Source organism: Streptomyces coelicoflavus (assembly GCF_003112555.1).
GTDB classification, from domain to species: Bacteria; Actinomycetota; Actinomycetes; order Streptomycetales; family Streptomycetaceae; genus Streptomyces; species Streptomyces coelicoflavus.
The window spans coordinates 91,628-111,832 of record NZ_BEWB01000020.1 but is presented as its reverse complement, the minus strand read 5'-3'; the positions used below and the strand labels follow the sequence as shown (position 1 = coordinate 111,832).

The 20,205-nt window shown below is 71.0% G+C and carries 20 protein-coding genes and 2 pseudogenes; 13 read left to right on the top strand and 9 right to left on the bottom strand.

Going from position 1 to position 20,205, the window contains the following annotated elements:
• The first annotated feature begins 4 nt into the window (after positions 1-4).
• Positions 5-220 carry a hypothetical protein gene (locus Sco07f_RS36840; protein ID WP_087788979.1) on the top strand — a complete coding sequence of 72 codons (216 nt, stop codon included), beginning with the start codon at positions 5-7 and terminating at the stop codon, positions 218-220.
• 143 nt (positions 221-363) lie between these two features.
• Here Sco07f_RS36840 and Sco07f_RS36835 read toward each other — a convergent pair whose 3' ends face one another.
• The 4 genes from Sco07f_RS36835 to Sco07f_RS36820 form a co-directional block, all read right to left on the bottom strand.
• Complete coding sequence (locus Sco07f_RS36835; protein WP_244942232.1) at positions 364-789, bottom strand: thiol-disulfide oxidoreductase DCC family protein; 426 nt, start codon at positions 787-789, stop codon at positions 364-366.
• Between the two features lie 216 nt (positions 790-1,005).
• Positions 1,006-2,244, bottom strand: coding sequence for a PP2C family protein-serine/threonine phosphatase (locus Sco07f_RS36830; protein WP_239108840.1), 1,239 nt, complete (start codon positions 2,242-2,244; stop codon positions 1,006-1,008).
• A 302-nt stretch (positions 2,245-2,546) separates the two neighbouring features.
• Positions 2,547-3,677: an acetate/propionate family kinase gene (locus tag Sco07f_RS36825; RefSeq protein WP_108990478.1), complete on the bottom strand. Its 1,131-nt coding sequence runs from the start codon at positions 3,675-3,677 to the stop codon at positions 2,547-2,549.
• A 177-nt stretch (positions 3,678-3,854) separates the two neighbouring features.
• Positions 3,855-4,280, bottom strand: a complete 426-nt coding sequence (locus tag Sco07f_RS36820; protein ID WP_108990477.1) for a DUF2267 domain-containing protein — start codon at positions 4,278-4,280, stop codon at positions 3,855-3,857.
• 180 nt (positions 4,281-4,460) lie between these two features.
• Here Sco07f_RS36820 and Sco07f_RS36815 point away from each other — a divergent pair.
• The 4 genes and pseudogenes from Sco07f_RS36815 (at position 4,461) to Sco07f_RS41280 (ending at position 9,277) form a co-directional block, all read left to right on the top strand.
• Positions 4,461-5,640, top strand: a pseudogene (locus Sco07f_RS36815) (PP2C family protein-serine/threonine phosphatase).
• A 1,067-nt stretch (positions 5,641-6,707) separates the two neighbouring features.
• On the top strand, positions 6,708-8,030 hold the full coding sequence (locus Sco07f_RS36805) for a zinc-dependent alcohol dehydrogenase (protein WP_108990476.1): 1,323 nt from the start codon (positions 6,708-6,710) through the stop codon (positions 8,028-8,030).
• Between the two features lie 115 nt (positions 8,031-8,145).
• Positions 8,146-8,421 carry a hypothetical protein gene (locus Sco07f_RS39925; RefSeq protein ID WP_159107039.1) on the top strand — a complete coding sequence of 92 codons (276 nt, stop codon included), beginning with the start codon at positions 8,146-8,148 and terminating at the stop codon, positions 8,419-8,421.
• 94 nt (positions 8,422-8,515) lie between these two features.
• Entirely contained in the window at positions 8,516-9,277 is a 762-nt protein-coding gene (locus Sco07f_RS41280; protein WP_108990475.1) for a LysR family transcriptional regulator, read from the top strand.
• Positions 9,278-9,546: 269 nt separating this feature from the next.
• Here the strand turns inward: Sco07f_RS41280 and Sco07f_RS36795 are convergent, their stop codons facing one another.
• Positions 9,547-10,260, bottom strand: coding sequence for a cation efflux transmembrane domain-containing protein (locus tag Sco07f_RS36795; protein WP_087792795.1), 714 nt, complete (start codon positions 10,258-10,260; stop codon positions 9,547-9,549).
• Positions 10,257-10,595, bottom strand: coding sequence for an ArsR/SmtB family transcription factor (locus Sco07f_RS36790; protein WP_108990504.1), 339 nt, complete (start codon positions 10,593-10,595; stop codon positions 10,257-10,259). The genes Sco07f_RS36795 and Sco07f_RS36790 overlap by 4 nt, the downstream gene beginning before the upstream one ends.
• 134 nt (positions 10,596-10,729) lie before the next feature.
• On the opposite strand from Sco07f_RS36790, the pseudogene Sco07f_RS36785 reads away from it, so the two are divergent.
• The 7 genes and pseudogenes from Sco07f_RS36785 to Sco07f_RS36755 all read left to right on the top strand — a co-directional run.
• Positions 10,730-11,149 (top strand): annotated as a pseudogene (locus tag Sco07f_RS36785) (DNA topoisomerase IB); the annotation flags it as partial.
• 249 nt (positions 11,150-11,398) lie between these two features.
• On the top strand, positions 11,399-11,602 hold the full coding sequence (locus Sco07f_RS36780) for a cold-shock protein (protein ID WP_108990474.1): 204 nt from the start codon (positions 11,399-11,401) through the stop codon (positions 11,600-11,602).
• A gap of 84 nt (positions 11,603-11,686) precedes the next feature.
• A complete protein-coding gene (locus Sco07f_RS36775; RefSeq protein WP_244942231.1) occupies positions 11,687-12,442 on the top strand; it encodes a transposase in 756 nt (251 codons plus the stop codon).
• A 32-nt stretch (positions 12,443-12,474) separates the two neighbouring features.
• Positions 12,475-13,830, top strand: a complete 1,356-nt coding sequence (gene pcaDC / locus Sco07f_RS36770) for a bifunctional 3-oxoadipate enol-lactonase/4-carboxymuconolactone decarboxylase PcaDC (protein ID WP_108990473.1) — start codon at positions 12,475-12,477, stop codon at positions 13,828-13,830.
• Between the two features lie 43 nt (positions 13,831-13,873).
• Positions 13,874-14,509: an MBL fold metallo-hydrolase gene (locus Sco07f_RS36765; protein ID WP_108990472.1), complete on the top strand. Its 636-nt coding sequence runs from the start codon at positions 13,874-13,876 to the stop codon at positions 14,507-14,509.
• A 54-nt stretch (positions 14,510-14,563) separates the two neighbouring features.
• The gene (locus Sco07f_RS36760) at positions 14,564-15,343 is read left to right on the top strand and encodes an exodeoxyribonuclease III (RefSeq protein ID WP_108990471.1); all 780 of its coding nucleotides are present in this window, start codon (positions 14,564-14,566) and stop codon (positions 15,341-15,343) included.
• A gap of 71 nt (positions 15,344-15,414) precedes the next feature.
• Positions 15,415-15,822 carry a DUF6278 family protein gene (locus Sco07f_RS36755; RefSeq protein ID WP_108990470.1) on the top strand — a complete coding sequence of 136 codons (408 nt, stop codon included), beginning with the start codon at positions 15,415-15,417 and terminating at the stop codon, positions 15,820-15,822.
• 253 nt (positions 15,823-16,075) lie between these two features.
• Here Sco07f_RS36755 and Sco07f_RS36750 read toward each other — a convergent pair whose 3' ends face one another.
• A complete protein-coding gene (locus Sco07f_RS36750; protein ID WP_108990469.1) occupies positions 16,076-17,683 on the bottom strand; it encodes an amidase family protein in 1,608 nt (535 codons plus the stop codon).
• Between the two features lie 218 nt (positions 17,684-17,901).
• Between Sco07f_RS36750 and Sco07f_RS36745 the strand changes: the two genes are divergently transcribed.
• Complete coding sequence (locus Sco07f_RS36745) at positions 17,902-18,654, top strand: lytic polysaccharide monooxygenase (RefSeq protein ID WP_108990468.1); 753 nt, start codon at positions 17,902-17,904, stop codon at positions 18,652-18,654.
• Between the two features lie 126 nt (positions 18,655-18,780).
• On the opposite strand, the gene Sco07f_RS36740 is transcribed toward Sco07f_RS36745, so the two are convergent.
• Together Sco07f_RS36740 and Sco07f_RS36735 are read right to left on the bottom strand one after the other, a co-directional pair.
• Positions 18,781-19,254, bottom strand: coding sequence for a MarR family winged helix-turn-helix transcriptional regulator (locus tag Sco07f_RS36740; protein WP_007445786.1), 474 nt, complete (start codon positions 19,252-19,254; stop codon positions 18,781-18,783).
• A gap of 81 nt (positions 19,255-19,335) precedes the next feature.
• The gene (locus Sco07f_RS36735; RefSeq protein WP_108990467.1) at positions 19,336-20,094 is read right to left on the bottom strand and encodes a hypothetical protein; all 759 of its coding nucleotides are present in this window, start codon (positions 20,092-20,094) and stop codon (positions 19,336-19,338) included.
• Positions 20,095-20,205 lie beyond the last annotated feature (111 nt).

Below are 20,205 nucleotides of genomic sequence, written 5' to 3'. Positions count from 1 at the left end.
GGTCATGCTGGTCAAGAAGCTCCACGAGTCCGGAATCCGAGCCGAGCACGCTTACGCGGCCGGCTTCGTGTCCATCGGGTTGTCAGTGGTCACCTGGTGCACTTCCCTGCGAGTGGAGAAGAAGGGAGAAGAACGCGCCGACCGTTGGGGCATCTTCGTCGGGGAATGGGCTCCGACCTTCTTCGCGATCGGTCTGGCCTTGTCGACGTACGAGAAGTAATCCCCCCGGCCCCGCCCCTGTTCACGAGGCGCTGCTGCGCCTGCGCGAGATAGTGGGGCGAACGCTGCGGAACACGCCGGCCTGCGGACGGTGCGCCGTCCGGGTCCGTGACGGTCCGGCCGGCCGAGGCGCCGGTGCCGCGTTCACGTGTGACGTGCGCCCGCCTCGGAACGGAAGCACGCGTCGGTCGAACCCGGGAGCCGCGAGCGGTTGTCCGCCACGAGCCGGTAGACGCCGTGCGCGACCCGGCGTACCGGCTCCACCATGAGCAGGGCCCCGAGCAGACTCCATCCGCCGCCCGCGCTCAGGAGAAGCTTCGACACAGCGTCTGCGCCGCCGTAGACCGTCCCAACCGGTGTCACCCACAGTGCCTCGCGCTGAGCACGCTGCCGCGTCACGCCGATGCCTCGCAGGTCGGCTCGCTGCCAGGCGACGCTTTCACAACGGGGACTCACGTTCCGTTCGATCCATCGCACTGCCGTGGTGCAGAAGCCGCAGTCGCCGTCGAAGAGCAGAGTGGGCACCGGCCGCACGCCTTCGTGGCGTCCCGCTGCGTTCCTGTCGGGCATCCGGCCGGTCCTCCCGCGATTGGGCCGGGCAGCGCCGCGTTCGCGCGTGGCGCACACGCCACGTACTGGTGAGCAGGGGTGCGGCGTCGTCAGTGCCTGGCATCCGTGGTGGCGGGCGACGAGTTCCCAGCCGGCGCGGTCGCAAACTGTCTGCCAGCGGTCCGGTCGTCCCTCGCCCCTCCGGCACCCGGGCCGCTGAGGAGTGCGTCATCCGCGTCAGGACCGTCCGGGCGGCGGAACCGGCGGAGGCGCCGCGCTGAGCTGAGTGTTGCGGCTGGGACCGTGCCACTCCACGCACACGACCGTGGCGTCGTCGTTGAGTCGCCCGTCGTGGTGGTGCAGGACAGCGCGCATGAGGCGGCGCAGAGTCTCCGGGACAGGGAAGCCGTCGGCGTGGTGACGGATGATGAAGTCGGTGAACCGAGTGAGGCCGAACTCTTGGCCCTGTTTGTCGCGGGCCTCGGTGATGCCGTCGGTGTACAGCAGGATCCGGTCACCGGGCTCGAGCTGTTCCCGGCACAGCGTCGCGGTGGTTTCCAACCCGGCGCCGAGCGGATGCGCGGGTGGGCAGTGCAGAACGGTCGTCCAGCGTCCGGCCCGGATGAGGACCGGCGGGTGATGGCCTCGGTTGATCCAGGTCAGCAGCCCGGTCGCGGTGTTGAGCTCGGCCAGCGTGGAGGTGACGAACGTTTCGTGTGCGAAGTGCTCGAGGAGGATCTCCTCCACCCGCTCTCCGAGGGCGACCAGATCCGTTCCTTGCCGGCGTTGGTTGCGGCAGGCGGCCACCACGAGGTTGGCGGCCAGCCCGGCGTGACTGTTGTGGCCCATGGCGTCGAAGATGCCCAGATGCACTCGGCCGTCGGCGATCGCGTAGTCGAAGGCATCTCCACCGATCTCATAGGCCGGCTCCATGGCCGCGGAAATCACCACGTCCTTGTTGGCGAACGAACGCGGAGGCATCAGATTCCATTGCAGTTCCGCCGCCACGTTCATCGCCTGCGTGCGTGCGAGCCGTGCGGCCGCGTCACTGCTGGGTCGTTTGCTGACCACCAGCAGGCCCACCAGGGAGGCGACCGCCTGAAGCTGTTCGAGATCGGCGTCGTCGGTCAGACTTCCGCACAGCAGGCCCAGCCGCTCGGTACCGTCCAGTACCGGTATCCACCAGCGATCCTGCTCGCTGTTCGCGAACAGTTGGGGCCGGATGCTGGTGTAGGCCCGCCCCGGCAGTGTGCCTTCGACGGCGTAGACCTCGCCGCCACCCGCTGCGCTGAGCCCCTTCCCGGTGACTTCCCGCAGGATCTCCTGGCGTAGATCGGCCAGGTAGATCCGCACATCGTGCATGCCTGCCTGTTCGGTGTACCGGGCAACCAGGGAAGGAAGCTCGTCGAAGGCGGCCAGGTGGCTGTCGCGGAGCAGCTCGGTGAGCATTCTCGACGTGCGCTCGGACGTGTTCATAGTGGCCACCTCTTCCAGCAGCAGGAGAGCCTTCGTCGGCCATTTCCAGCATCGCAGGCTGCGGCACCAGTGTCGGCACGACGGTGTGGCTCGGAACCGGCCTGTCGCCGGGCCTGCTGTCAACGGCGAGCAACGCGATTCCTCCCGCGAGAGGGGCAGCGGCGTCGTCGAGAACGGTGCCGGTCGCGACCGTCGTCAGGACGGGGGCGACGAGGAAGACGCCCGCCGCCTCGCCGACGACACCGAGTACGGCCTGCCCGGCGGCCTGTACAACCGGTATCGACCCCCGGAACGGCTCCCTGTCACGCCTGGTGCTGCCGCAGCAGGGTCCGCGTCTCGCGGTCGACCTGCCGCCCCTCACCCGTGGGCACGACGACCACCGGGACGGCGGCTCCCGGTGCGCTGACCACGGTCGGGCGGTCCACGGTCGCACCGTCGGGCACCTGCAGCCCGCTCGTCAGACCGAGCGTGGTGAGCCGCGCGCACACCTCCTCGCGAACCTCGGGCTGGTCCTCGCCGATCTCCCCGGTGAAGACCAGGGCGTCCAGCCGGTCGAGGGAAGCGGCCATCGCGGCGATGCCACGGCGACAGTGGTGGGTGAAGACGTCCAACGCGAGTCCGGCGCGCTCGTCGCCCCCGGCACGAGCGCGTACGAGGTCGCGGGTGTCGTCCGACGTGCCGGAGAGCGCGAGCAGACCGCCCTCCTGGTTCAGCGCGGTGTCGACCTCCTCGGCGGACAGGTGGTGCCTGGTCTGCAGCCACGTCAGCGCGCCGGGATCGATGCTGCCGCTCCGGTGGGCCATGACCAGCCCCTCCAGCGGAGTGAACCCCATGGTGGTGTCGACGCTGCGGCCGTCGCGCACCGCGCAGGCGGAACAGCCACCGCCGAGGTGGGCGATCACGACCTGCAATCGTTCGGGGCGTCGGCCCAGGAGCTCGGCAGCCCGGCCGAGTGCCCACGAGTAGGACAGACCGTGGAACCCGTAGCGGCGCAGCCCGTACCGCTCGCGCCATGCGCCGGGCACCGCGTACTCCCGGGCGGCGGCGGGCAGGCCGGCGTGGAAGGCGGTGTCCAGGCAAGCGGCGTGCGGGATGTCCGGGAGCAGGTCCCGGGCGGCGTCCAGCACGGTGAGCGCGGGCGGAACGTGGAGCGGCGCCATGTCGGCCGCCCCGTCCAGGGCGTCGCGTACGTGATCGTCCACCAGCAGATGCTCCCGCAGCGCCGGGCCGCCGTGGACGACGCGGTGGCCGACGGCCACGGGTGCCGGAGCCTCACGCAGCAGTTGCCGCAGCAGACCGACGGCATGGTCGCCGGGTGCGGAGGAACTGTCGCGTTCGGCGAGGACGCCGAGGTCGTCGTCGAACACGGTCAGATGCAGGCTCGACGATCCGGCGTCGACCACCAGGACGGCCCCGAAAGGTCCCTCAAACACGGCATCCTCCTACTGATCAGGATGGGGCGTCATGCCCGCGGTGACGTCGAGGAAGGCAGCACCGTGACGCCTGCGGCGGGAGCCACGCCGTACGGCGGTGGACGCGGCGGACAGCACGCAGCTGTGGCCGCCCAAGTCGAGGAGCCGGGCTCACGGTCGGTCACAGGGCGCCGGTGTTCAGCCTCCGTCGTCCACGGCGCGGCCTGCGGGCAGAAGTTCTCGGATGTCCGCGGGCAGCACACCGGCCATTTTCTCCGTCAACTCCGGAGTGAGGGCGGCGTCGAGTACCTCCAGGACGCCTGCGGCCTCTTGTATGGCCGTCTCCTCGTCCGTTGCCGCGCGGCCTGCGATGCGGCCGGCGAACACGGTGAGGTCGAACCGGTCACCCGAGGTGGACCCGTGGCCGTCGGCGGCAGAGTCCGTCTTCTGGCGTACGGAGGCGGCGAGGGTCGGCGGGAGCTGGGCGGCCATGTGGTTGGCGAGTGCGGACGGCAGTCGTTCGGCCAGTGTCTCCAGTACGGCCCGTGTCGCCCGTTCGGCCGCACCTCGGTCCGGCAACTGAGCAAGAGCCTGCACTTTTCCTATCATCTCGTCGTGCTGCATGAGGTTGCTTCCTTCCCTCACGGTGCATCGGTACCGGGGAAGCCGGCGGGGGCAACGAGCGGGTACCCGACGTGATGTCGCTACACGACCGTCCGCCGGAAACCGACGGTCCGCGTGGCGGTCCCGAGGGTCGTCCGCGAGCGCCAGGACGTGAAGCGCAGAAGGCAGAGGGAGGCTGACGTGGCGGACGGCCGGTTGGGGCTGGACGAGGTGCTCGCGGCGGCGGAGAACGCCGCGCCGGTGCGGTCGATCGATGTGGTCGCGCGGAACCTGCGTGATCGGTTCGGCGCCGACGACGTGTCGTTCCTCTTCCTGGACCTGGTCGGGCAGGAACTGGTCCGGCTGACCGACGAGGGCGAGTCGCAGGGCGGGGAGAAGGCCGATCGTGTGCGGTTGGACGGCAGTCCCCACGACGAGGTGCTGCGCACCCAGCAGCTCCTGGCCACACCGGGGGAGGCAGGCGGACAGAGGGTGATCACCCCGGTCACCAACCGGGGCGACGTGATCGGCTTCCTGGAGCTGTCCCTGCGCCATGCCGGTGAGGACGTACTGGAGCAGGTAGGCCGGGCCGCACACGCACTGGCCTACATCATCGTGACCGACCGACGGTTCACCGACCTCTACCACTGGGGGCAGCGCACGACACAGGTCAGTCTGGCCGCCGAGATCCAGCACCGGCTGCTGCCCAGCGCCACCTGCTGCGAGGCCGACCAGTTCACCCTCGCCTGCACCCTGGCTCCCGCCGACGACATCGGCGGCGAACCTACGACTACGCCCTCGACCGCGACACCTTGCACCTGTCCGTCACCGACGCCATGGGCCACGACGTCGACTCCGCCCTGCTGGCCACCATCCTGGTCAACGCCTCCCGCGGCGCCCGACGCGCCGGATGCGACTTGGCCGAACAGGCTCGCCGGACCCACCAGGCGATGCTTGACCACGGCCGCGGTGCCCTGGCCACCGGGCAGATGCTGCGCATCAGCCTGGACGGCAGTGGCGTACAACTGGTCAACGCCGGACACCCCTGGCCGCTGCGCGTGCGCGAGGGCACCGTTCACGAGATCTGCCTGGACATCAACAGGCCCTTCGGCGTCGCCACGTCCGACGCCTTTCACGTGCAGGGACTCGACCTGCGTCCCGGTGATCGGCTCCTGCTCTACACCGACGGCGTGCAGGAGCGCGATGCCGGAGCCGTCGACCTGCCGGCCTTCTTGCGCGACACCCGTCATCTGCACCCGCGGGAAGCGGTCAGGGCCCTGACCAGCGCTGTCGTCAACGCGTGCGGGGGCACCTCGAGGACGACGCCACCGTCATGTGCCTGGACTGGCACGGCACGGTCGGCGCCGACTCGGCAGGCTGAGCCGAAGCCGACAGGACACGGCGCGTGTCGCGGCGTCCCCTCGGGGTCGCCCGGCCGGTGGCAACGGACAGGCCCCATGATGTGAGCGCGCATGGTCTCCGAAGCCGTACGTGTGCCGTCGGCAGAGGCAGCTCCGACCGGCGACCTGATCGTCCCCGGCGGGCCGCGCGGGATAGTCCCGTCCGCGCACGGCAGCGGCGAATCGCGTCTCAGCCCTCGCACCGGGCGGTCGCCGCCGGACGGCACCGGACGGGACTGGCCACCCTGCTGGACCTGCTGACCGAGGCGAGGAACGGGAGGACTCCACACCGGGCCGGTATCGCTTCGACATCACCTCGCCGGCCCGGCGTCTGGTGGAGACCGTGGACTGGCTGGAGGGGCGGCCGGAGTGTCGCAGAGCTGACCCGAGGGCTGCTCGGGGCGAGTACCGGAGCGGCTGCCGCCCTGATCGCGGCCCGGCGAGCGCCCCGACAGGGTGCTCACGGTGGTGTCCCGGGCGGCAGACCGGACCTGGCAGGCGATGCATGCCCGCTGGTCGCCGCACCGGTCCTGCTCGTCGTCGGTAGTGCCGACGACGCTGTACTCGGCCCCGATGGTGAGGCCGTTCAATGGCTCTTCGTGTCTCACCGGATTCATGTCGTACCGGGCGCCACTCGTCGCTTCCCCGAGCCCGGTGCCTTGGAGACGGTCGCCGAAGCCGCTGTCGACTGGTTACGTGACCACCTGAGCGGGGGGACGGACGATGAGCGCTCGGGCTGAACGCACGACGGACCCGGACGACGGGGCGACTGTGACGGCTGTGTCCGCACCGTCCTAGGCGACCGCGCCGGTCACAGGAGGTGCTGGAGGGGTTCGGCCGCTGGGCCCCGTGGACGTGGGCGGACACCGAGGTCGCGACGGGCAGGTGACTGCCACCGCGGTTGCGTCGCCGCCGTTTCGGCTCAACCGGGCAGGAAACTCCGACCAGAGGCCGAAGTCCGCGGAACCGAGGACACCGGGTAGTCCCGCCCCGACCGTCGAACGTCTGGACGGACTCCTCGTCGGCAAGCCACGAAGGGAGCATTCTGATGAAGGCCGTTGTCTGGAAGGGACTGGGGGACATCGGTCTCGAGGACGTGCCCGAACCGGAGATCAAGGATCCGTACGACGCCATCGTGCGCATCACGACCTCCGCCATCTGCGGTACCGACCTCCACTTCGTCCGCGGCACCATGCCCGGCATGCAGGAGGGACGGATTCTCGGCCACGAGGCGGTCGGCGTGGTGGAGGAGGTGGGTTCCGGGGTGCGCAACCTGCGCCCCGGCGACCGCGTGGTGGTGCCCTCGACAGTCGCGTGCGGTGTGTGCAGTTACTGCCGCGCGGGCTACTACGCCCAGTGCGACAACGCCAACCCCGGGGGGCGGCTGGCAGGCACCGTCTTCTTCGGCGGACCGCAGGCCGCGGGCGGGCTGGACGGGCTGCAGGCCGAGTACGCCCGAATCCCCTTCGCCCATGTCGGGCTGGTGCCGCTGCCGGACACCGTGGACGACGCGCAGGCGATCCTGCTCTCGGACATCTACCCCACCTCCTGGTTCGGAGCCAGGCTGGCCGAGGTCGGCGACGGCGACACCGTCGCGATCGTCGGGGCCGGTCCCGTCGGGCAGGCCGCCATCGCCTGCGCCCGCCTTCAGGGGGCCGGGCGGATCATCGTCGTCGACGGTGTCGGCGACCGCCTGGACATGGCCCGTAGCCAGCATGCGGAAACCGTCGACTTCAATGCGGAGGACCCGGTCGAGGCGGTGCGTGAGCTGACCGGCGGCATCGGCGTGGACCGGGTGATCGAGGCCGTGGGCGTGGACGCACAGAAGCCGTCCCACGGGCCCGCCGCGGACGCCGCGGCGGCGCAGGCCGAGGAGTTCGGCCACGAGCGGTCGGAGGCCGCGCCGGAGCAGAACCCGGACGGCGCGACGTGGGTGCCGGGCGACGCCCCGACGCTTGCGGCGCGCTGGGCGGTGCAGATGGTGGCGAAGGCCGGCACGGTCGGCACCATCGGTGTCTATCCGCCGCAGGTGCAGCACTACCCCTTCGGCGAGGCGTTCATGAAGAACCTGACCCTGAGGATGGGCAACTGCAACCACCGGCGCTACGTACCGCATCTGGTCTCGCTGGTCGCCTCGGGAAGTCTCGACCCCACCCCCCTCGTCACCCGCTGGGGCGACACTCGGAACGCCGTCGAGGCTTACCGCCGCTTCGACCGGCGGGAGGCGGGTTGGACCAAGGTGGTCCTCGGCGTCTCGGAGGACGGAACGGTCGCTCCCGGCCTCGGCGAAGCGGCGGGCACCGGCGCGGCCACCACCGCCGGCTCGCCGGGTCCCACGGCGGCCGAGGCGACACAGGAAGCGGGTTCATGAAGCGGTGTGCCGCTCCGGGTGAGGCCGGGAGCCGAAGCGAGGGATGGCCTGCCTCGGCGGCGGCGGCGGCGACGGCGGCGGTGGTCCTTCAGCGCCCGTGAGCAGAAGAGGCGTCATGCGATTTCGCGATGCCGGACAGCGGGCCAGGAACTCGGTCTGCGGCTCATGGAGTGGGGCCTCCGACGGCGAGCTGCCTCACCTCGTCGTTCTCGCGCGGCCCCGCGGCGGCGTGCCGGTGGCCGCCGAAGTAGCCAGGGTCCTGGGCGCGCCCTGGGACGTGCTCGTGGCGCGGAAGGCCGGTCTTCCCGGCCAGCCGGAGACGGGCATCGGCGGGTCGTGGACGACGCCCCGCCCGTGTTCGACCAGCGGGCCCTTGGAAGGACCGGTCTGAGTGAAGACCGCCTCGTCCAGGACGTGTCCAGACGGCGATCGCGCGAGCGATTGCCACCGGCCACGGCGCCACGGGTGGGCTCCGCCTCGGCTACATGTCCGCCGCCGTTGCCCGGCGCGTCCTGCCGTTGGTCGACGCCTTCCACGCCGGTAGGCCGGGCTGCCGGGTCACCATCCGCGAGACCGCACTGGACGACCTCTACGAACCGCTGCGCCGCGCCGACGTCGACCTGTCGGTCCTGCCGCTGCCCGTTGCCGAACCGGATCTCACACGCGCTGGCGCGCAGGACGCGTTTGGCTGCTCACTCAGTGAGGATCATCGCTTGGTTCGCTCTCCATGCACTCGGGCCGGTGGCGAGCACGTCGACGCCTTCTCGGCCAACCCGGCACCTCGGGGGTTCGTCCACCGGGCCGGTGGCCAGCAGCAGACGGCGCGCTCGCGCGCGATGCTCCCGTCGTCCGCGACGACCTCGATCGTCGCCGCCGCGCTCCCGTGCGCGCGCCGAAGCGGGCGGCCTCTTCGTGGGCGAGTGAATCGACAGCGACGCTGTCACCGTGCGGCCTCACCTCGTACCGTCGGTCGAGGCGTGAGTGAGCCTGCTTTCCTGCAGGGGCTGCAGTCACTCGGCGGCCTTATCACCTGCTTCCAAGACGCATGGTCGAGCATGCACCCGGACGACCCAGGGCCCACCTTCACCTCCGGCAATCCACTCGTGGGCCGAGGTGACATGCCGGAGGCAGCGGATCGCCGCATCGACTACCTCACGCTCCGCTGCGGCGCGTACGGCTCCCAGTCTGCGCATCTCATCCTGTCGGCGGGTCCTCGTTCAACCCGTGGGCGGCGTGCAGGCGAGTGACCATTACGGCTTGATCGTCGACCTGACGCTTCCCGACCACCCTCCCGGCCGGTGGGCCGGCACATCCAGCGTCTCAGCACGTCGGAGGGTCACGGAAGTTGAGCCAGGGCCCGAGCGACCTCTTCGGCATCCGCCTCCGCACCGGCTCACGCGTGGGAGTACGCCCAGAACAGCTGGGCCGAATGCCTCGAAGCCGTCCAGGATGTCGACGGCCCGCAGGTTGTGAGCCTGCGGGCCTGTCGGATCCCGGCGCCTGACCGATGCGGGGTTCAGTTGCAGCAGTCGCAGCCCGGGCGGCACCCGCAACCGTCGGTCTCGGCACTCACGGGACCGACGGCCGGGGCGGCCGGGACCGCGCAGCAGCCCTTGCCCTGCCAGGCGTCGCGGCCTTCCTTCACCGCGACCGCCGCGATGACGAGGGCGGCGATCGGGTCGGCCCAGGACCAGCCGAAGATGCTGTTGGCGAGGAGGCCGACGAGCAGGACCGCAGACAGATAGGTGCACAGCAGTGTCTGCTTGGAGTCCGCGACCGCGGAGGCGGAGCCGAGTTCGCGGCCCGCGCGGCGCTGGGCGGCGGACAGGAACGGCATCACGGCCAGAGACAGGGCAGCGAGCACGATGCCGACCATGGAGCGCCCGGCCTCGCCGTCGCCGGCCAGGGCTCGGACGGACTCGACGGCGACATACGCGGCGAGGGCAAAGAAGGAGACGGCGATGATCCGCAGGGTGGTCTTCTCCCGGGCCTCACGGACGGCGTAGTCGCGAGCAGAGAACTGCCAGGCGACCGCCGCGGCGGAGGAGACCTCGATGACAGAGTCGAGCCCGAAGCCGATCAGAGCAGTCGACGACGCTGTCGTCCCGGCGGTCAGCGCGACGACTGCCTCGATCACGTTGTAGGTGATCGTCGCGGCTACGAGGAGTCGTATGCGCCGGGTCAGGACATCACGCCGGGCCGGCGACGGGCTAAGGGATAGCGCGGTCATCGGCAGCACCCCTTCTCGTCGGGGGCCACACAAGTGCGGTCGGTCTCGACGGCCACCACCGCGTTCCGCAGGTCGTCCAGCGCGTGACCGAGGCGTTCGTCGGCGAGTTCGTAGCGAGTGCGGCGGCCTTCCGGCACGGCCACGACCAATCCACAGTCCCGCAGACACGCGAGGTGATTCGAGAGCCGGGTCCGGGAGACCCCGAGCTCATCGGCAAGGTCGGCGGGATGGGCAGGGGCTGTGCGCAGAGCGAGCAGGATGCGGCAGCGGATGGGGTCGGCCAGCGCACGGCCGAACCTGGCCAGCACCTCGACCTCGGGGGCGACGGTCAGCATGGAGCGAGAGTACACGGGAACATGAATCCATGAGAACGTGAATAGTCCCCCCCCCGCACCTCCCCGGCCCTCTTCGCCCGACTGCTGGGCAGCTCTTCGGGCCGCCGCTCGCCCTCTCCACGTACCAGGGGTAGGCCTACTGGGACCGGCGAGCCTGGCACGACGTGAGCGGTCATGACGTCAACGCCTACCTCAAGGAGCTGACCGGTCTCGACATCACCGCCAAGGACTTTCGGACCTGGCACGCCACCGTCCTGGCCGCCGTCGCGCTGGCCGTCTCGCAATCCGTCGCACGCACGGAGACCGCCCGGCGCCGTGCCATCGCCAGGGCGGTGCGGGAGGTGTCCGGCTATCTCGGCAACACACCGGCTGTCTGCCGGGCCTCCTACATCAACCCGCGAGTGATCGAGCTGTTCGAGGAAGGCGTGACGGTCGCATCCGCGCTGCCCCGTCTCGGCGACGAGGGCGCGTACGGCATCCCCGCGACCCAGGGACCCGGCGAGCGGGCCGTCCTGCGTATGCTCCGCAACGGACATGCGCCCGAGGGGGAGTAAAAGTGGACGAGGCTGTCGCGACCGTACGGGAATCACGGCAGCCGGCCCCCAGACCGAGTCGGCCCCGGTGACGGAGTCCTTCGGAAGGTAGTCATGAGCGGAGCCGTCGGGCGGCGGTGTCGTCAGCCGGATAGGCGAGGCTGCTCGGGGTACAACGGATGTGGCTCCTGCTGCCGGGAGCCGGAGCATGCCCGGATCATGGGCTGTTTCCGTGCATGAACGATGAACGATGAACGAAGGATCGACAGTATGGCCAGCGGTACCGTCAAGTGGTTCAACCCCGAAAAGGGCTTCGGCTTCATCGAACAGGACGGTGGTGGCCCGGACGTCTTCGCGCACTACTCCGAGATCCAGGGCAGCGGATACCGCGAGCTGACGGAGGGCGAGCACGTGACGTTCGAGATCGGGCAGGGACAGAAGGGCCCGCAGGCACAGAACATCGTCCGGGGCTGACCGGACGCCACGAAACGGCGAGGCGGTTGCCGCACAGCGGCAGCCGCCTCGCCGTCTCAGTGAGTGGATCACTCGTATGGAGGCGTGACGCTGCGGGCGCGCGGGAGGCGTTTTTCAGTCTGTCACTGCACGGTTCTGCTCGCCCCACGACGGAACGCGTGCGGACGACGGCCGCGGATCTTCAAGCTCGCCAAGGACTCCGCGGTCGAGGCCCGCATTCAGGGGATCAACCAGCTCAAAGCTGTCCTGGTCATCGCCGACCCCGCCCTGAGGGAACCAATGTCGAGCCTCGGCAACGCCGAGCTGTTCCGCGCCTGCGCGCGCCTCGCCCCACCCGACGGTGGGGGAGACGCGGTGACCCAGGCCACCCACATGACGCTGCGCATGCTCGCCGAGCGCATCGAACAGCTCACCGGGCAGATCAATGAGCTGAACCAACGCCTGACCCGGCTCGTCGAACACCACGCCCCCCAGCTGCTCGTACCGGTGGGCATCGGTCCGGACAGCGCAGTCACTCTCCTGATCACGATGGGAGACAACCCCGAGCGGCTGAACACCGAGGCGTCCTTTGCTGCCCTTTGCGGAGTCAGCCCCATCGAGTACTCCTCCGGCCGCCGGCGCACACGCCGGCTCAACTACGGCGGCGACCGCCAGGCAAACGCCGCCCTGCATCGCATCGTCTTCACCCGCCTGCGCCACGACCCGCGCACCCGGGCGTACTACGAACGCCGCACTCAGGAGGGCAAGACCCGACGCGAGATCATTCGATGCCTCAAGCGATATGCCGCCCGAGAGGTGTTCAACCTGGTCAGACCGGTCGCCCGCACCCCCGCGTCATAGGGGCGTCCGTGAGACGTGAGAGGGTCTGGGGCGTGAGCGAGACACCACCCAACACCCTGCAATACCGCTTTGACGGGCCAGAAGACGCTCCGGTCCTGATCCTGGGTCCCTCACTGGGTACCACATGGCACATGTGGGACCGGCAGGTGCCCGAACTGACCCAGCACTGGCGGGTCTTCCGTTTCGACCTGCCCGGACACGGAGGTGCGCCGGCCCACCCGGCGGGGTCCGTCGCCGAACTCACCACGCGGCTGCTGGCCACCCTCGACGGACTCGGCGTGCAGCGCTTCGGGTACGCCGGCTGCGCGTTCGGCGGCGCCGTCGGTATCGAACTCGCCCTGCGGCACCCCGAGCGGCTGGCCTCCCTCGCGCTGATCGCCGCCTCGCCCCGCTTCGGCACCGCCGACGAGTTCCGCCAGCGCGGCGTGATCGTGCGCACCAACGGGCTGGACCCCATCGCCCGCAGTTCTCCCGAGCGCTGGTTCACCGGAGGGTACGCGGCGGCGCAGCCCGCGATCACGGAGTGGGCCGTGCAGATGGTGCGGACCACCGACCCGGGCTGCTACATCTCCGCCTGCGAGGCACTCGCCGCCTTCGACGTGCGCGGCGAACTCGGCCGGGTCGGCGTTCCGGCCCTGGTCCTCGTCGGCTCCGACGACCAGGTCACCGGACCCGCCGAGGCCCGCACCCTGGTCGCCGGTATCCCCGACGCCCGCCTCGCCGTCGTCCCGGGCGCCTCCCACCTGGTGCCGGTCGAACAGCCCGCGGCCGTCACCGACCTGCTGGTGCGGCACTTCACCACCGCCTGGCAGGCGGCCCCCGACGCCACCTCCACCGGCCAGGTCCCCGTCCCGCCCCCGGTCCACCCCACCGCGCACCCCGTGCCGGCCGTCCCCGTCCCGGGACCGCCCGCGCCCCTCCAGCCGGTGCCGGCTCAGCCGCCGCAGGCCGCGCCCATCGCCGAGATCGCCCCGGCCCCCGTCGTGCCGCCGCAGGCACAGGGGAGGCCCGACCCGTACGACGCCGGTCTCAAGGTGCGCCGCGAGGTCCTCGGCGACGGGCACGTGGACCAGGCCCTCGCGCAGGCGGACGAGTTCTCCGGGGACTTCCAGGAGCTCCTCACCCGGTACGCGTGGGGGGAGATCTGGGACCGGCCGGGCCTGGACCGGCGCTCGCGCAGCTGCGTCACCCTGACCGCCCTCGTCGCCGGCGGCCACCTGGACGAACTGGCGCCCCACCTCAGGGCCGCCCTGCGCAACGGCCTCACCCCGGGCGAGATCAAGGAAGTACTGCTCCAGGCGGCCGTCTACTGCGGCGTACCGGCCGCGAGCGGGGCCTTCCGGGTGGCCCAGCAGGTGATCCGCGAGGAGACGACACCACCCGAGTGAGCCCTTCGGGCGGTGAGCGGGCGCGCGGCGGCAGGATGGGGTCATGAAGCTCACCAAGAAGTCGCACGCCTGTGTCCGCCTCGAAAAGGACGGGCAGACGCTCGTCCTGGACCCGGGCGGGTTCACCGAGGAGGACGCCGCCCTCGGGGCGGACGCGATCCTCGTCACCCACGAGCACCCCGACCACTTCGACGAGCTGCGGCTGCGCGCCGCCATGGAGGACAACCCGGCCGCGGAGATCTGGACGCTGCGGTCGGTCGCGGAGAGGATCTCGACGGCGTTCCCCGGCCGCGTCCACACCGTCGGCCACGGCGACACCTTCACCGCCGCCGGGTTCGACGTGCAGGTCCACGGGGAACTGCACGCGGTCATCCACCCGGACATCCCGCGCGTCACCAACGTCGGCTTCCTCGTGGACGGCGGCAAGATCTTCCACCCCGGCGACGCCCTCACCGTCCCCGACCACCCCGTCGAGACGCTGATGCTGCCGGTCATGGCCCCCTGGAACAAGATCGCCGAGGTGATCGACTACGTGCGGGAGGTCGGGCCGCAGCGGGCCTACGACATCCACGACGCGCTCCTCACCGATCTCGCCCGCCCGGTCTACGACCGCCAGATCGGCGAGCTGGGCGGCACCGAGCACCTGCGGCTGACCCCCGGCGGCTCGGCGCGCCTCTGAGGCCCCGCCCGGGGCGGGACCGCGTTGTCGGTGCCGCCGGGTAGGTTGTGGGACATGCGCATCGCGACCTGGAACGTGAACTCGATCACCGCCCGCCTGCCGAGGCTGCTCGCCTGGCTGGAGAGCAGCGGCACCGACGTGCTCTGCCTCCAGGAGGCCAAGGTCGCCGAGGCGCAGTTCCCCTTCGACGAGCTGCGCGAGGCGGGCTACGAGGCGGCGGTCCACGCCACCGGCCGGTGGAACGGGGTGGCGGTGCTCTCCCGCGTGGGCCTCGAGGACGTCGTCAAGGGCCTGCCCGGCGACCCGGGCTACGAGGGCGTCCAGGAGCCGCGCGCCATCTCCGCCACCTGCGGACCGGCCCGCGTGTGGTCGGTGTACGTGCCCAACGGCCGAGAGGTGGAGCACGCGCACTACACCTACAAGCTCCAGTGGTTCGAGGCGCTGCGCGCCGCCGTCGAGGGCGACGCCTCCGGCGACCGCCCCTTCGCCGTGATGGGTGACTACAACGTCGCGCCGACGGACGACGACGTCTACGACCGCGCCGCCTTCGAGGGCGCCACCCACGTCACCCCGGCCGAGCGCGCCGCCCTCGCCTCCCTGCGCGGCGCCGGCCTGTCCGACGTGGTCCCGCGCCCGCTGAAGTACGACCACCCCTACACGTACTGGGACTACCGCCAGCTCTGCTTCCCCAAGAACCGCGGCATGCGCATCGACCTGGTGTACGGCAACGAGCCGTTCGCCAAGGCGGTCACCGACTCCTACGTCGACCGCGAGGAGCGCAAGGGCAAGGGTGCCTCGGACCACGCGCCGGTCGTCGTGGACCTGGATCTGTAGCCCCGCACACCGAGTGCGCCCGGTCCGCGCGCCCCATGTGCACAGGGCGGTACGAATGACAGTCTGGAGGTATGAACTTCCCCTTCCTGGGCAAGCGGCGCGAAGAATCCCGGGTGCACGACGCGGAGGGCATCGGTGAGCTGCTCGCCGACTGCGATCTGCTGCGCTCGCAGGCTCTGCGGGAGGGGGTCCGGCTCGACGACTCCGCGCTCTCCCTGGAGCAGTTGGACCAGGTGCTGCCGCGCTGGCGCAGCGACGAGGAGATCCTGACCTGGCTCGGCAACGACGCCGGTCTGTACCTCGGCACCGTGATCGTGCGCACCGTGCCCGGCGCCGCCTGGACCATCCGGTCCGACGGGCAGCCGGTCGTCCGGCTCGCCTCCGGCCGGGAGTTCGACGTGGTGGCGAACGGGCACGCCTGGGCGGAGGACGGCGTTCCGGAACTCTCCCAGCTGTACGGCGAAGTCGCCGAAGCCTGAGTCGAGCACCGGCAGCCCCGCCCGACCCCGCCCCACCCGCCTTAAATAGGGGTAATGCCCGAAAGGTGCGTGTCGGCGGTATTCACGGTGTTTGTATCGATACGTTGCAGTGGTCGGAGCGGACACCAACGCACGGGGGTATGCGCAGGGTGCAGCCGGAGATCACTCCTCGCGGGCGAGGAGAAGGTCAGCTGCACACCGGCGAGCGATCTCGTCGAGGCACCGCTCGATCACGCACCGCTCGCCGGTCGGCTCAGCGGGAGGTGCGGGACGGCGCCGAGGGCAGGTAACCGGGCGCCCGCCAGGCGCCCAGCCGGTGCTCCACCGCCGCACCCAGGGACAGCAGTTCGGCGTCCTGCCGGTCACCGGCCATGAGGAGCAGCCCGACGGGCAGTTCGCCGACGAACCCGGCGGGTACGGACAGCGAGGGGTACCCGGCCACGGCCGCGGGGGTGGAGGAGGGGATCACGTCGTTGTCGCCCCGCGCGCAGTCGGTGGTCCACGCGGGCGGGTTCGCCGGGGAGGCGATGGCGTCCAGGTCGTGCGCGGCCATGACCTCGTCGATGGACCGCCGGGACAGGTCGGTCAGTTCCGCGCGCATCGCCAGGTACTCCGGATCGGTGGTGGGCGGTGCGGCCAGCGCCTGCTCGAACAGTTCCTGACCGGCGAAGCAGGTCTGCTCCTCGGGGTGCGTGCGGTTGAACTCGATCAGCTCGGCCAGGTCCCGCGGCCCGCCACGGGTGGCGAGGTAGGCGTCGATGTCCCGGTGGAACTCGCTCAGGAGGGCCGGGAACTCGAGCTCGCCGAGCCGCTCCTGGTACGGCATGCTCACCTCGACGACCTCGGCCCCCGCCGCGCTCAGCCGCTCGGCCGTGCGGGTCATGAGGGCGTCCACCTCGGTGCCGAGCGACGGAAGCCGCCACAGGCCGATCCGCTTGCCGCGCAGCGTGCCGGGACGGCCGGCCGCGTCCGTGAGGCTCGGCGCGTCGCCGTCGCGCACGGTGTCGCGGCCGCTGAGCACGGAAAGGGTGAGCGCGGTGTCGATCACGTTGCGTGCCATCGGGCCGGCCGTGTCCTGCTCGGCGGAGATCGGTACGACGCCCGACTGACTGACCACCCCGAGGCTGGGTTTGAGGCCGACCACGCCGTTCATCCCGGCGGGGCAGACGATGGAGCCGTCCGTCTCGGTCCCGATCGCCACCTGCGCCAGCGACGCGGCGAGCGCCGCGGCCGAACCGGAGGACGACCCGCAGGGGTTGCGGTCCAGGACGTAGGGGTTGTTCGTCTGGCCGCCCACCGCCGACCATCCCGACGTCGGCTCGGCCGCGCGGAAGTTGGCCCACTCGGACAGATTGGCCTTGCCCAGGATCACCGCACCGGCTGCCCGCAGCTTCTTCACCAGGTCGGCGTCGTCGGCCGGGGGGCTTCCGGCCAGCGCCAGCGACCCGGCTGTCGTCGGCATGTCGCGGGTGTTCACGTTGTCCTTGAGCAGGACGGGGATGCCGTCCAGTGGGCCGCGGGACTTGCCGAGGCGATGCCTGAGGTCGCTGGCGGCCGCCTGGCGCAGGGCCGTCGGACTGGTGCGCAGCACCGCGTTGATCTTCGGGTCGACGGCCTTGATCCGCCGTAGATAGGCGAGGGTCAGCCGGAGCGAGGACAGGGACCCGCGGTTCATGCGTGCCTGAAGTTCGGGGATGGTCACCGTGTCGAGGTCGACACCGCGGACGAGCGTCGACTCGGCGGATCGCGCCGAGTCGCCGGGCCCGGATTCGGCGGCTTGGACCCGTTGGCCGGGCGCCGCCGCCACGAGGGGGGCCACGACCAGGATCGCGGTCAGGGCCGCCATGCTTCTCTTCTTCATGGCGGACAGCCCACTACACGGGGCCGTGGTGCACAAGGGGCCGTTTTCAGGCCGCAGTTGGGTCTTCGCCCGCCCCCTTGACGGCCCCCGCTCCTTCGCTAAGGTCTAGACCAGCATGTGCAGGTCTAGACCTGCGATGCGGGAGTTGCCGTGTCGGCAACGTCGTACGGACGCCGGGGCAGGCTGGTTCGACGTGGACCGAAGGGAAACGTGATGTCATGCGCATGAAAAGGAGAGTGACCGCCGCCGTGGGAGCCTTGGTCGCCCCCATGGTGGCGCTGAGCCTGCCGGCGCCCACGGCGAGCGCCCACGGCTGGGTGGTCTCGCCGGGGAGCCGACAGGACCAGTGCGCCAACCGCGTGGTGCAGTGCGGACCGATCAAGTGGGAGCCGGCGAGCGTCGAGGGCCCGAAGGGGCTGCACAACTGCAGTGGCGGGGACGCCCGGTGGGCCGACCTGGACGACGACGGCAAGGGCTGGCGGGTCACACCGATCGGCACTACGCACACCTTCACCTGGACCATCGAGGCGCGGCACGCGACCAGCAACTGGCAGTACTTCATCGGCAACCAGAAGATCGCCCAGTTCGACGGTCACGGCGCCCAGCCGCCCGCCTCGGTCAGCCACCAGCTGGACTTCACCGGGTTCGGCGGGCAGCAGAAGGTGCTCGCGGTCTGGAACATCGCGGACACCGCCAACGCGTTCTACGCCTGCATCGACGTCAACATCGGCGGCGGGGACGACGGTGGCGGGAACGACGGCGGCGGGGACGACGGAGGCGGCGGGGACGACGGCGGCGGCGATCAGCCGGGCGACTGCGTCGCGGGAGCCTGGAGCGCCGGCGGCGTCTACACCGCCGGAGAGACCGTCTCCCACGCCGGCCACACCTGGCGTGCCAAGTGGTGGGTGACGGGCGAGGAACCCGGAACCACCGGCGAATGGGGCGTATGGGAAGACCTCGGCGCCTGCTGAGCCGCCGCACCACCCGAGCGCGACCGGCCGGCGTGCACCCCGCGAGGGGTGTGCGCCGGCCCTCGGGTCGGGCGCAGAGTCAGGTGGAAGGCCCGGCGGGAGGTTCGGGCGGTTCGGGCGGGAGGTTCAGGACCGTCCCCAGGCGAGCCCTTCGAGCTCCTCGATGCCGTGGTTGAACTCGACCATCAGCGTGAGGAACTGCTGGGTGCGCTCCTCGTCCCAGCCCGCCGCCTGGATCAGCCGCGCGGCACCGGCCCGGCTGATGGCCCGGTCGGCCTCCAGCCGCTCCAGGCCCAGCGGGGTGGGCCGGAAGGTGCGGGCGCCGCCCTTGGTGGCGGCGTCGATGCGCTCGACCAGGCCGTGCCGCAGCATGGTGCTCATCTGCCGGTTGATGGTGGACACATCGGCCTGGAAGGTGTGCGCCAGCTCCTTGAGTGTGAGGGGGTCGCCCGTTTCCAGCCGGGTGAGCAGCACATAGGCCGAGCGGTCGAGGCTCTGACCGATGCGTGGACCGCGGGACGCGATGAAGTGCCTCGACAGCAGGGTCAGCTCGCGTTCCAGGTCGTTCAGGCGCCGGTCCCGCGCGCTCGGCTCGGTCATGTCCTCCGTGCTCCCTTTCCGCCGCCACGTGTGTAACTTGCACATCATAGTCCGCGTCGCCGGAGGACCGCGGGGCCGGACTCAGGCCCGGTGGGAGCTGCGGGAGGCCGGGGCCTGGGCCGGGAGGGGGCTGGTGGCCGCGCGGGTGACGTCGCCGACCAGTTCGACGACGTCCGGGCCGTAGGCCTGCGAGTTGACCACCTTGAGCAGCAGCACGAAGGAGTTGTTGCCGTGCTTGCGGGCCAGCTTCTCGTGGTGCCGGGCGAGGTAGCGGGTGGCGGCCTGGTTGTTGATCGCGCGCTGCCCACAGAACAGGAACGCGGGCCGGGCCTCGGGCCGGTCGCCGGCGGTGAGGCGGGCCAGCAGGACGTACTCCGTGACCCCCGCGTCCAGGCGGTAGCGCTCGCCGCCGATCTGGAAGGCCCCACGGTCCGGGCCGGGTTCCGGGTCGATGTTCACCCGCACCCCGGGCAGCATCGCCGCCATGTGGGCGACCATGCGCCGGTTCGAGCCGGGACCGCCCACGCAGAACTCCGTACGCTCGCCGAAGCCCTGGCCGACCATGTCCTGGGTGACCACCTGGATGTGCGCGCCGCAGTCCTTGACCAGAGCGGCGAGTTCGAGCAGCGCGAAGACGTCGAAGCGGTGGACCGCCGGTTCGGAGGCCGCGGGGTCCCGGTTGACGACGAGCAGCGACTCCGAACTGTCCGGCAGCCCGAAGAACGCCTGCTTGCGCCGGAGCTTCCGCTTCCACAGGTAGGTGCGGGCGAGCCAGCCCAGCGTGGCGCTGATGCCCGCCGCGACCACACCCAGGACGATGTTGCGTACGTCGTCAGTCATGGGCGCGCATGCTAGCGGGCGTCCGCGTACTTGTGTTCGACGGGCCGCGGTGGACGGGCTCGTACGGGTGCGCCACACGCTTCCCCTGTGTTCCTGACGCGGCCATGGCGA